Annotated in this window: 13 protein-coding genes and 1 pseudogene; 6 read left to right on the plus strand and 8 right to left on the minus strand. The window is 40.7% G+C overall.

The window, feature by feature from the left end; translation table 11 throughout:
* Nucleotides 1-24: 24 nt before the first annotated feature.
* A complete protein-coding gene (locus ACE1CC_RS32315) occupies nt 25-1,041 on the minus strand; it encodes a lysylphosphatidylglycerol synthase domain-containing protein (protein WP_413274539.1) in 1,017 nt (338 codons plus the stop codon).
* A 580-nt stretch (nt 1,042-1,621) separates the two neighbouring features.
* Here ACE1CC_RS32315 and ACE1CC_RS32320 point away from each other — a divergent pair.
* Together ACE1CC_RS32320 and ACE1CC_RS32325 are read left to right on the plus strand one after the other, a co-directional pair.
* Nucleotides 1,622-1,849: an addiction module protein gene (locus ACE1CC_RS32320; protein WP_413274540.1), complete on the plus strand. Its 228-nt coding sequence runs from the start codon at nt 1,622-1,624 to the stop codon at nt 1,847-1,849.
* Complete coding sequence (locus tag ACE1CC_RS32325) at nt 1,846-2,142, plus strand: type II toxin-antitoxin system RelE/ParE family toxin (RefSeq protein WP_413274541.1); 297 nt, start codon at nt 1,846-1,848, stop codon at nt 2,140-2,142. The genes ACE1CC_RS32320 and ACE1CC_RS32325 overlap by 4 nt, the downstream gene beginning before the upstream one ends.
* Nucleotides 2,143-2,323: 181 nt before the next feature.
* Here the strand turns inward: ACE1CC_RS32325 and ACE1CC_RS32330 are convergent, their stop codons facing one another.
* The 4 genes from ACE1CC_RS32330 to ACE1CC_RS32345 all read right to left on the minus strand — a co-directional run bounded on the left by ACE1CC_RS32330 (nt 2,324) and on the right by ACE1CC_RS32345 (nt 6,636).
* Nucleotides 2,324-3,337: a lysylphosphatidylglycerol synthase transmembrane domain-containing protein gene (locus ACE1CC_RS32330; protein ID WP_413274542.1), complete on the minus strand. Its 1,014-nt coding sequence runs from the start codon at nt 3,335-3,337 to the stop codon at nt 2,324-2,326.
* A 33-nt stretch (nt 3,338-3,370) separates the two neighbouring features.
* Complete coding sequence (locus tag ACE1CC_RS32335; protein ID WP_413274543.1) at nt 3,371-5,029, minus strand: B12-binding domain-containing radical SAM protein; 1,659 nt, start codon at nt 5,027-5,029, stop codon at nt 3,371-3,373.
* 269 nt (nt 5,030-5,298) lie between these two features.
* Nucleotides 5,299-6,120, minus strand: a complete 822-nt coding sequence (locus ACE1CC_RS32340; RefSeq protein ID WP_413274544.1) for a squalene/phytoene synthase family protein — start codon at nt 6,118-6,120, stop codon at nt 5,299-5,301.
* A gap of 177 nt (nt 6,121-6,297) precedes the next feature.
* Nucleotides 6,298-6,636: an SRPBCC family protein gene (locus tag ACE1CC_RS32345; protein WP_413274545.1), complete on the minus strand. Its 339-nt coding sequence runs from the start codon at nt 6,634-6,636 to the stop codon at nt 6,298-6,300.
* A gap of 131 nt (nt 6,637-6,767) precedes the next feature.
* Here ACE1CC_RS32345 and ACE1CC_RS32350 point away from each other — a divergent pair, with 131 nt between their 5' ends.
* On the plus strand, nt 6,768-7,823 hold the full coding sequence (locus ACE1CC_RS32350; RefSeq protein WP_413274546.1) for a mevalonate kinase family protein: 1,056 nt from the start codon (nt 6,768-6,770) through the stop codon (nt 7,821-7,823).
* A 115-nt stretch (nt 7,824-7,938) separates the two neighbouring features.
* On the opposite strand, the gene crcB (ACE1CC_RS32355) is transcribed toward ACE1CC_RS32350, so the two are convergent.
* Both crcB (ACE1CC_RS32355) and crcB (ACE1CC_RS32360) read right to left on the minus strand, forming a co-directional pair.
* On the minus strand, nt 7,939-8,358 hold the full coding sequence (crcB, locus tag ACE1CC_RS32355) for a fluoride efflux transporter CrcB (RefSeq protein WP_413274547.1): 420 nt from the start codon (nt 8,356-8,358) through the stop codon (nt 7,939-7,941).
* Between the two features lie 67 nt (nt 8,359-8,425).
* Nucleotides 8,426-8,748, minus strand: a pseudogene (crcB, locus tag ACE1CC_RS32360) (fluoride efflux transporter CrcB).
* Between the two features lie 185 nt (nt 8,749-8,933).
* Here crcB (ACE1CC_RS32360) and ACE1CC_RS32365 point away from each other — a divergent pair.
* The gene (locus ACE1CC_RS32365; RefSeq protein ID WP_413274548.1) at nt 8,934-9,605 is read left to right on the plus strand and encodes an SDR family oxidoreductase; all 672 of its coding nucleotides are present in this window, start codon (nt 8,934-8,936) and stop codon (nt 9,603-9,605) included.
* A gap of 110 nt (nt 9,606-9,715) precedes the next feature.
* Here the strand turns inward: ACE1CC_RS32365 and ACE1CC_RS32370 are convergent, their stop codons facing one another.
* Nucleotides 9,716-10,153 carry a hypothetical protein gene (locus tag ACE1CC_RS32370; RefSeq protein WP_413274549.1) on the minus strand — a complete coding sequence of 146 codons (438 nt, stop codon included), beginning with the start codon at nt 10,151-10,153 and terminating at the stop codon, nt 9,716-9,718.
* Nucleotides 10,154-10,228: 75 nt separating this feature from the next.
* Here ACE1CC_RS32370 and petN point away from each other — a divergent pair, with 75 nt between their 5' ends.
* Nucleotides 10,229-10,318, plus strand: coding sequence for a cytochrome b6-f complex subunit PetN (gene petN / locus ACE1CC_RS32375; RefSeq protein WP_413264374.1), 90 nt, complete (start codon nt 10,229-10,231; stop codon nt 10,316-10,318).
* A gap of 4 nt (nt 10,319-10,322) precedes the next feature.
* Entirely contained in the window at nt 10,323-10,475 is a 153-nt protein-coding gene (locus ACE1CC_RS32380) for a hypothetical protein (RefSeq protein WP_413274550.1), read from the plus strand.
* Nucleotides 10,476-10,793 lie beyond the last annotated feature (318 nt).

A 10,793-nucleotide genomic window follows, 5' to 3' on the forward strand; every position in this document is an offset into this window, starting at 1 on the left:
ATTTGTCATTTGACCAATTTTTTCTTATTTCAGGGTAATAAATTCCCTGTCTACAAATCGTTCTTCAACTAATGCTAATTGATAAGCTTTTTTGGTGCGGCGTTCATCTAAATAAGCTAAACCTGCACCAATAGCTTCTGCTAAAATAGTGACTAAACGGAACACAGCCACCACACTCAAAACCACTCCCGGTGAAAATGATTTACTTAAAATCATCATCGCCGCCGCTTCAAATACCCCCACGCCTCCGGGTGCTCCCGGTAACACCAAAGCTGCTAACCAAGCTAAACTAAAACCACTCACCAAAATTGGTAATTGATGTGGTGCAACTGGGTTTAAAGCCATGAAAGTGAAGATAAAACCGCTACATCTCAAAGCAACAAAAACTAATTCAGCAATTAACAATTTGACAGGATATCTTTCTATACGATAATGTTTTAAATCTATCCCAGGGCAGTCTTTTTTCTTACCTTTAATTTTCCCCAAAATTCCCAAAGCGGGATTTAAAAACTTGGGATGTACAATCAACATTACTCCCATCAATGAGATAATTTGGCAACCCCAATTATTGAAATTATTAAAGTCTCTCGTCCCTTCTCCAGCTAACTGACAACTGACGATCGCAGTCGTCAAAGCCGCCGCTATCATCAAGAAAGGTTCAATAATTACACTGAGAGTGGCAATTTCTCCGGGTACTCCCACTTGCTTAACGCCCCAAATTCTCCCGCAATAGTGCCAAACGTGCCCCGGTAAATATTTGGCAATATGTGTTTTTAAGTAAAGCTTGACTAACCAAAAAGGTTTCAGTTTTTGCTTAAACTCCCCTAACGTCCAATGCCAAACTATTCCAGACCAGGCAAAAGCTAATAAACTCAAAGTAACACCTAGTCCCAAAAATATCATCCCTGAACCATCTATCTCTGTTAATTTCTCTGTTACTTCTTGCCAGTGACGGCTGAATGCTTTGGCGAAGAAAAACAGCACTCCTCCTAACATTACCCATTGCAAGTAACGTTTTGCTTTAGACCACACTTGGTTCATGATTTTTAATCACTTTGAATTCTACAGATTTTTGCCAATTCAACTAACAGACCTTACCACAAATCTAAATAAATATCTAGATTTATAGTTAATCTTACTTAACTTGTGCTGCGATTAAACTGCTGCCGCTTCAGTTTAATTTACAGAACTTTAACTATATCTAACTATTAATTTTCTCAGTTCATCTGTCTTAAGGAATAGAAAGCTAACTGAGTGCAATTCAGTCAAAACGGCTACTTAACTCACACCTCAACTAACTACTAAGTAGCAGGCAGCAAGCTTTAACATTCTTTACCAATAGGTAAAGGAATGATTAATTAGTTACTTGCTTCGTTTTTCAGGTTAACCTATTCCTTGCTAGAATCAAGAATTTTTATAGATTCTTTAGAATAGATGAAAGACTAGTAATAATCTGTATTTTATGGATTTGGAGCAAAATTGTCAGGAATTGATCTGAAAATTTAGTTAATATTTGGTAATAACGGCGATTAAAATTGCCACCACAAGCATAGAGATCGTCAACTCAAACTGCAATATTGTAAAATGAGGTAAAATTTAAACTATAACTCTGGACTAACTAATGAGTTCCCATCCCCTCTTGAAAGTTGACATTTCTCAACTTAGTGTTGCAGAACGTATCCAACTAGCTGAAGATTTATGGGACAGTATCTTTGAGCAGCAAGAGGAACTTCCCTTGACTGAAGCACAACAACAAGAATTAGATCGACGGTTAGAAAGTTACCAAAAGAACCCCGTAAGTGGTTCTAGTTGGGAAGATGTGAAAAAACGGTTAGGCTTCGCCCGATGAACTATCATCTGATTATCCAACCCGAAGCCGAATACGATATTCAGGATGCTTTTGAGTGGTATGAATCTAAAAATCCAGGTTTGGGTTCTGAGTTTGTCCGTGCAGTCGATGCTTGTTTGTCTGGGATTGGACGAAACCCCCTTGCTTACCAAGTCATCCATAAACAGGTAAGAAGAGCATTAATCCGTCGATTCCCCTACCTAATTCTCTACATTTTTGACCAAGATACAGTTTTTGTGCTTGCTTGTTTCCACACAAAACGCGATCCAAAACAGTGGTTGGATAGAATTTAGTGTCATTTAGATTTCTGCCACTAGACAATTACAGGACTTACGCAACTGGCACAATTAGTAGGGTGCGTCAGAACCTCAAACGCTTATTTTGTCGATAATATCTAGGGTCTGACGCACCCTACTACTCGATTCAAGTGTGACACGCAGCTTTAGTCCTAAATTAGAGCCTTTCGCTAAAATACTAAGTATTTGCTTTTTTGTATTTCCCACGCTTTTCATCTAACCAAATTATGCCAACAGCTAAAGTTTCAGCAATAATACTGATTAAACGGTAAAGTGCTGCTGCACTCAAAACAACAGCAGTGGAAAAAGGTTGAGCTAAAAGTGCGATCGCCGTTGCTTCAAACACCCCAATACCTCCCGGTGCTCCTGGAACAACTAAAGCTGTTACCCAAGCAATGCTAAAAGCACTCAATAACATGGGTAATTGGTTTAAATTGTATGTAGTAAAAGCCGATAAAATCAAACAAAAACCTAAACCCCGTAAACTCAAAAATAACAGAGATCCTACCAAAGGTTTAACCGGATAATTATCAATCTTCCAACTCAAAGGAGCAAAATTATTTACTCCTTTAGGTGGCTTTTCAAACTTACCCAAAAATTGTAAAATTGGATTGAGAACCCAAGGATGTAAGAGCATTAAAACTGCGATCGCGCCAAAAACTTGCCAACTCCAAATACTTGTTTTATCTAAAATTGAGCCACTGATTTGCCGCCCAATAATAATCATTAAAACCGCCGCCGCTGCTTGTAAAATTGGTTCAATCAACACACTCAAAGTAGCAGTAGAAGTAGGAACACCCGAATCTCTGAGTTTTTTCACCCTCCCATAATAATGCCAAACATTCCCCGGTAAATACTTAGCAATATTCGTCTTTAAATAAACATTAATCATCCATAAACTATTTCTTGGTTGTTTAAACTCCCGCAACATCCAACTCCAAACCCAACCCGCCCAAGTCTGAGCTAAAATCGTTACTATTAGGGAACTTATTAAAAACAACCAACCTGTTTTATCGATCCGAATTGCTGCTACTTGTTGCCAATTGTTCCGCAGCACTCCTATTAAGAAAAACAGCATCGCCCCGAAAATTAGCCAGCGAATAAACCGCTTAACTTTGCTAAATAAAAATTGGATTCCGGTAAGAATTACCCAGCGAATGTCTGCTCTAATACCAGAGGTAATTTTTCTCATTTCTCCTTCATCCTTGGGAAGATTTCCCGCTAATTATCGAGAACCAATTTTGATTACTGACATTTCCGCTTTGCGAATTTTCTGAGAATAGAAAGAAGCCGACTCTTTACCTTTACCACACTCTTGAGCAAAGGTAATTAAATGATGGGCAATTAACCCCACATGAATGACACTTTCAATTTTTTTCGCTTGGAAAGCTGGCTTGGCAAACTTCCAAAAAGTCTGTCGGTAATTACCAAATATCCCAACGCGCACTAGGATATTTCCCAAAGCAAATAAACCTCTTTTAATATTTGCCGAGGAAGCACGCTGCGGGCTATTTGGCACTTTAATTCGATGAGGATAAGTATGCTCCATATTGTAAGCAAACCTTTGATATAAAAACTCAGGTTCGTAAGCCTTAGTAATGCAGCGCCGCCACATTTCCACCACTTGTTCGTAAGGCATTAAAAATTCTACATTCGATTCTCGTTTCTCATCAAAAACCAATCTACCTTCCGCTTCTAACCTGCGCCACAAAGGAGTTTTGGGCAAAGCGTAAAGTAGATTAATTGTCAAAACCGGAATATTAGAAAGTCGGATAAATTCTAAAATGCGATCGCCCGTATCAGGAGTATCCGTATCCAATCCCAAAATAATTCCCGATACTACTTCCAAGCCATAACTATTCAAAGTCTTTACCGCATCTAAAATCGGCATACTCAAATTTTGTACCTTAGAAATTGAGTGCAAAGCTTTGGTATCGGGCGTTTCAATTCCACAAAAAACCGTAGTAAAATAAGCCTGCCGCATCATTTCTAAAATCTTCGGACTTTGGGCTAAATTCAAAGTAGCTTCACAAGCAAATTGTACCGGATAACCATTGCGTTTTTGCCAGTCAATTAAAGCAGGTAATAACTGCATTAACGCCTTGCGATCGCCCACAAAATTATCATCAACAAAATAAATTCCCCCCGGACTTCCCACCTTGAGCATCCCATCTAATTCTGCCAAAACTTGTGACGGTGATTTAATTCGAGGATCGCGTCCATAAAGCTCAGGAATATCACAGAATTCGCAACGATAAGGACAACCGCTAGAAAACTGGATATCCCCCATAAAATAATTATCTAAATCTATCAAATGATAAGCCGGAATCGGAAATTCTCTTAAAGGTAAACGTTCCTTAGACTCAAAGCGAATTTGACTTTTTGGGCGTTCTTTATGTAGATCTAAATACTCAATTAAGCGCTCGGTCCCATCACCCAATTCCCCCAGATTTAAAATATCAAAATCGGGGTAATATTCTGGACAACCAGAAACCGAAGGCCCACCCAAAACCGTAATTTTACCAGCTTGATGCGCCCGTTCATTTATATAATTAATTTCTGGGCGTTGAATGTGCATTCCACTAACAATTACCACATCAGCCCATTGAAAATCAGACTTTTTAATAGGTCGAACATTCTCATCAATAAAACGAATTTCCCACTCTTGAGGCAAATAAGCAGCCACAATTAAAAGACCTTGGGGAGGCATCATCGCCTTCACCCGACGACCTGAAAGTGGGTAAGCATGATAAAAAGTACCAAATGAAGGAGCATACTTAGGAAAAGCACAAAGAATACGCCGATAATTTCGGGGAACGTAGCGCTTTCTCCCAGTAGTCATCTCCGGCACAGGCGAATCAAAAGATTTGACCTTAGCAGTCATCTAAAATTTTCTCCTCACAAGCGATGATGCTATTTAGAGTTTTAGCGCAATAAAGCGGTAAATGGCTTTAGTTTATCCCCTTTTCCGCCTTTTTGCTGCTGTAGGCTCCAGGGACTCCAGGGGCTCCAGGGACTCCAGGGGCAGAAAGTAAAAAAATTCTCAAGAGTCCCCTTGTCCCTGTCCCCTTGTCCCTGTTCCCTTGTCCCTGTTCCCTTGTCCCTGTTCCCTTGTCCCCTTGTCCCTGTTCCCTTGTCCCTGTTCCCTAGCAACTACTTTTTCGAGCTAGTTACCTGCTCAATGAGAGCCATAACTGCGCTACGAGTCAGTTTACTTTCGCCATGAGCCAGCACATCCAAAGTGCCATAAGCTAAAGCCAGAGGAATGCGGCAAAAGTCCAAAGCTGGGCCATGAGGTAAAGACCGAGTGTAGGCATCAGCCAGCTTGAGATTACGACGGGCATAGATTTGCAGATCGTCAACACTCCAGCCATTGGGAAAATAACTTACTCCACGTAGTAAATCTTCCTTGTAATTGCGAAGAATGTTAACCGCTTGTAAACCCCGACCAAAACCGATCGCATAACTCCGGTTAGTCTGAGTCCCATCGTACCAAGCCCACAAATCAGAAAGCAGCAGACCCACAGCACCAGCCACGCTAAAAGTATAGCGATCAAGATCTGCCTCCGTGTGAATTTCCCAGTTGCGTTCCGCCCAGTAAGCCATGCGATCGGCCATAGCCGCAGTAGCATCCCAAACACGAGGCGCAATGCTTTCTGGTGCCAGCAAAGCCCATTCTTTCACCCGCAGGGACACTTCGGGTAACAAAACATCCTGAGAGTGGAACTCCTGATAAAAATCATCAGGAATCACCCCATCAGCTGCGCCCTGTAAACTCAGGCTAATACTGCGTAACAATTTTGCCTTGACGGAATTTTCCAATTCAGGATGATCTTCAATCTCATCAATGGCACGCATACATAGATAAGCAGAAGCCACAGCTGCTTGTAGTTCTAGCGGTAGACGACTTATTGGGATGTAGAAAGTCCGGCTGGTTTCTTTAAGAATCTCCAAAGCATCTCTACGTAAATCCATTCTGTTCACTCCTCTGAATATGTATGGAGTTTAAACCAATGCCGAAAAAATACGCAGCCCAAATAGCTGACAGTTAGTAAACACCCTGTTCTGGAAAGGCAGGAATTGCCCGAAAATTAAGGAACTCAAGAAAAATAAAATCATGTTTTGATGACGCAATACGACTCCCTGTTATACTTAGTGTCCCATTAGTCGGAGAAATTCCCGATCGAATTGTGCCAGCAAACTTTCTGCACTAGAATAAGGCCCAGGAGTATAAGCGCGAGAACTTACTCCAGCTTGCATCAATTCGCACACCTGCCAGTCTTGCTGATTGACTCGATCCCAAAACCGCACCGCATCAGATGGATTAAACCCAGTTTGGTTAAAGCTTTCTGGACTAAACAACCATTCACAAACAATCTGAGTTTCACTCTTGCTTTGTGGCAATAGTCGATGCACCATCACATAATCAGGAAATAGACTCAGAAACAGATTGGGAAAAGCCGACAATAAAGTAGAATGGTTTAGTCTCATGAACCCTCCCAAAAAAGCAAGAGAATACAAATCATTCTCTCCACTCATAAACTAATTGAAAAGGCAAAAGCTAGAAATTTAGCGGCAATAAATGGTATCTATGTTTACATTTATACTTTACCTCCGGGCAAATGTCTGATTGGCTAAACTTATTTGTTCCTGGTAGACTTTGCTTATTTGGCGAACACTCAGACTGGGCTGGTGCTTACCTTCAGTTTCGCGAAACCCCCGGTTACTGCATTGCAGTTGGTACTAACCAAGGCATTTATGCTCGTGTTCGTCAACAAGAAAATCAATTAATAGTTCGTTCCATCCTTCCCAACAACCAACAACAAAGCCTCTCTTTACCATTAGAATCAGAACAATTATTAGCACAAGCCAAAAAAAGTGATTTTTGGAGTTACGTCGCTGGAACTTTTCACGAAATTTGGCATAATTATCCAATTAAGGGATTAGAAATAGATTGTTATCGCATGGATTTACCCTTAAAAAAAGGGCTTTCCTCCTCAGCCGCAATTTGTGTTTTAGTCGCTCAAGCTTGTAACCAAATTTATAATTTAAGTCTTTCCAAACAACAAGAAATGGACTTAGCTTATCGCGGAGAAACCCTGACACCTTCGCGTTGTGGCAGGATGGATCAAATTTGTGCTTTTGGACAAATCCCAACCTTTCTTACATTCGATGGCGAAGCATTAGAAATTGAACCAATTCCCTTAAATGGCAGCTTTCACTATTTAATTGTCGATTTACAAGGGCAAAAAGACACTGTGACAATTCTCCGAGATTTGAATGCTCAATTTTGTAGCCAAAAAGGTGAATTAACCCAAGGAATGCGTCGCGCCCTTGGTTCTTTAAATCAAGAAATTACCACCCAAGCAAAGCAAGCATTAATTGCCGGAAATGCTGAAAGACTTGGAGAATTAATGAGAGAAGCGCAGGAAATATTCGATCGCCTAATCGCCCCCGCCTCCCCCACAGAATTACAAGCGCCAAAACTGCATCATTTACTAAACTATTCCCCCATTCAAAACCTAATTTGGGGTGGCAAAGGAGTCGGTTCTCAAGGCGATGGAACTGCCCAATTACTAACTCGTAGCGCCGAAGCTAGAACATTAACGCAGTCAATAATTGAAAAAGATTTAGGTTTACCATGTTTAAATTTGACTCTCCAAACTAGCGAGAAATAACCACAACTTTGATAAATGCTTTTATCAATATTGTCGATCGCACTAAACCCCAGAAGAAACCCGGTTTCTTCAAGAAACCGGGTTTCTGTTTATTGAGATTGTAAAATATTTCCCTTCAGCTATCAAATTCTTCGGAATTAGAATTAAGGCTACCTAACATTACACCCAATTTTACAGCCACCATTCCCAAGATCATGCTGCCTAACCAATAGATTAAAGCGACTGTTGTAGCACCTTTATCTATTTGCCCAACAGTCTCTAATCCGTAAGTCGAGAAAGTGGTATAAGCACCACAAAAACCAGTGGCGATCGCTAACCTATATTCAGTGGGAATACTCCTAAACTTTGTCTCGTTTAATGTATAGAAATACGCCATGATAAAGCAACCAGTTATATTAACAAAAAATGTTCCATAGTAAGCAAAGTCTTTCCCAATTATTCCTTTAGTTAATTCAGCGATCAGGTAGCGCCCTACTGCACCTGGAATAGCACCAACAGAGATTGCTAATATCGTGCGAGCAATACTATTTTGCATGATTGAAGAGTTTCCTCAGTAATTAAATTATTGGATAAAGTTTGATAATTTATACTCAAGAGAATTGCTACTGTCCTACAATTAGCTGCGCGAGATAACGACCTATTACAATACCAAAAATCGCTAACATTGCGCTACCTGCCCAGTAAAAAATGGTGCTTCTTTGCTTGTTATTCCGCCACAGTGTTAAGGTATCGTATCCGTAGGTTGAGAAGGTTGTATAAGAACCCAAAAACCCGTTCTTACCATCAAATCTATTTCTGGTGGAAATCCGGGAATCCCCTTAAATAAGGTGAAGAAAAACCCCATTAGTAAACAACCTGTAAAATTGATAATAAAAGTGCCGTAAGGAAAGTTTTTCCCGATCGCACTTTTACACCATTGGGTCACATAATAGCGAGTTAAAGCACCAGGAATCGCACCAAGAGCGATCGCAATAACACCAGACAAAGTAACATTTTGCAGCAACTAACTTCTCCTTATATAATCAAAATCAGCAACATATATGTATGTACAAAGAATAATAAAGCAATATGCCTTATAATTAAGGTCAATTATAAATTTTAGGAACCAACATGACAGAAGCATCCTATATATTTCTAGCCGGGGCAAGTCGCGGCGTAGGACGAGAAATTGCCATAAATTTAACTGAACAAAACCAAAAAATCAAAGCACTACTGCGTGCCGAAACAACTCGCCCAGAACTGGAAGCGATGGGAATTAAAATTGTCATGGGAGACGCTTTAGACAAAACTGCAATGGAACAAGCAATGCAAGGTGATACCATTCAAGCAGTTATTAGCACAATAGGCGGTTTACCTAAAGATGGCGAACGGGCGGACTATTTAGGTAACAAAAACCTGATTGATGCCGCAGTTAAAGCCGGAGTGCAAAAATTTATTTTAGTTACTTCTATTGGTACTGGCAATAGTGCCGTTGCCTTACCGCCCCAAGCAATGCAAACCTTGGGCGCAGTTTTAGCCGAAAAAGAAAAAGCGGAACAACATTTAATCGAAAGTGGACTAACTTACACAATTATCCGACCAGGGGGATTAAAATCAGAACCGAGCACTGGCAATGGAGTACTTACAGAAGACTACAAAATTGCCGGAACAATTCACCGCGCTGATGTAGCAAAATTAGTTTGTCGCTGTCTATTTTCCCAAGTTGCCGACAATAAAATTCTCTGTGCGATCGATCGCAACATGATCTACGGACAACCAGAATTTACCGAATTCACAGTTTAACAGGGACTAGGGACTGGGGACTAGGGACTGGGAAAGTTTTAAGTTAGGGAGAAAGTTATGAATTTTAAGTTATCTCCCCATCCCCCCACCTCCCCATCCCCCTATCCCTGCTACCTTGCAGACTTCACCCACTGACGGTAAATTGCTAAATCGAGGGCGAAACGGGCGAAAGCGAATAGTAAAAGACTTTCAATACAGAGAATACCCAAAGACCAAAGGGTATTTTCTAACTTTAACCCGATATCCACTTGGGCTAAACCTCGAACTAGCCCAAAAGATAAAACCGCACCTTCTTGGAGATGGGAATTTTCATCTTGGCGAATAATGTAGCGGTAAGTGATACCGAAGAGGAAACCACTTAAAAAAGCTACTCCCCCACTAAATAACAGATTAATCAACGTTGGAGTTTGCCAAATACCGACAGCTGGAAACTGCTTTGCCAAAAACAAATGCAACAGCGTCAGGGCGCTAAATGCCAGCGACAGCGACAAAGCACTGAAAATACCAGCCTTGAGAGATTCTATCCGTTCTGCGTTTAAGTCGTCCAAAGTTCAGATCCCACCACTAACGAAGTATGATAATCCTTGGAGTCATTTTCGATCTTTTGGTTGTAAACAAAGCTTATGGATATTCTCTCTTTAGGTTGGGTTGCTCTGTTAGTTCTCTTTACCTATTCGATTTCAATGGTAGTTTGGGCGCGTAACGGTTTGTAGAAAAGTGGAATCAACAATACCTATTTACAACATTCTCGCCGTAGCAGCCTTAGTGCTGCTATTTACTGTCACTGGTGGCGTTATCTATTTAACGTTAGCAGAGTGGCGCGATCGCAGAAGGCAAGACCGAGATAAACGTTCTTCTCGTCGTCGCTGAAACTTCGGGGCTCTAGGAGATGGGGGGATGGCGGAAAAAATACTCCCCCGGCTCTCCCTACCTCCCTATCTCCCCACCTCCCTAGTTCTGCCTTACAAAATATAGAAATCTGCTTGAGTAATGGTATTAGCTTGAACTCCTTGCAACACTGCTAACAATTGCCCGTTACTGGAAATCAAAGTATTATAAAACTTCTCTCATTATATAAACAAATATAATCAGGCATAGTATCATATAACAATGAAGCTATCAGACTATGCTAAGCACTTAGGGATCTCATACCAAACAGCTTGGCGATGGTGGAAGTCTAACAAACTT

The sequence above is a fragment of the Floridaenema aerugineum BLCC-F46 genome (assembly GCF_041929345.1).
Classification (GTDB): Bacteria; Cyanobacteriota; Cyanobacteriia; order Cyanobacteriales; family Aerosakkonemataceae; genus Floridanema; species Floridanema aerugineum.

Bases quoted from the DNA above. Each gene is read 5' to 3' on its own strand.
- petN (WP_413264374.1), top strand. From the start codon at position 10,229: ATGGATATTCTCTCTTTAGGTTGGGTTGCTCTGTTAGTTCTCTTTACC.
- ACE1CC_RS32365 (WP_413274548.1), top strand. From the start codon at position 8,934: ATGACAGAAGCATCCTATATATTTCTAGCCGGGGCAAGTCGCGGCGTA.
- crcB (WP_413274547.1), bottom strand. From the start codon at position 8,358: ATGCAAAATAGTATTGCTCGCACGATATTAGCAATCTCTGTTGGTGCT.
- ACE1CC_RS32350 (WP_413274546.1), top strand. From the start codon at position 6,768: ATGTCTGATTGGCTAAACTTATTTGTTCCTGGTAGACTTTGCTTATTT.
- ACE1CC_RS32320 (WP_413274540.1), top strand. From the start codon at position 1,622: ATGAGTTCCCATCCCCTCTTGAAAGTTGACATTTCTCAACTTAGTGTT.
- ACE1CC_RS32345 (WP_413274545.1), bottom strand. From the start codon at position 6,636: ATGAGACTAAACCATTCTACTTTATTGTCGGCTTTTCCCAATCTGTTT.
- ACE1CC_RS32340 (WP_413274544.1), bottom strand. From the start codon at position 6,120: ATGGATTTACGTAGAGATGCTTTGGAGATTCTTAAAGAAACCAGCCGG.
- ACE1CC_RS32325 (WP_413274541.1), top strand. From the start codon at position 1,846: ATGAACTATCATCTGATTATCCAACCCGAAGCCGAATACGATATTCAG.
- ACE1CC_RS32330 (WP_413274542.1), bottom strand. From the start codon at position 3,337: ATGAGAAAAATTACCTCTGGTATTAGAGCAGACATTCGCTGGGTAATT.
- ACE1CC_RS32335 (WP_413274543.1), bottom strand. From the start codon at position 5,029: ATGACTGCTAAGGTCAAATCTTTTGATTCGCCTGTGCCGGAGATGACT.
- ACE1CC_RS32315 (WP_413274539.1), bottom strand. From the start codon at position 1,041: ATGAACCAAGTGTGGTCTAAAGCAAAACGTTACTTGCAATGGGTAATG.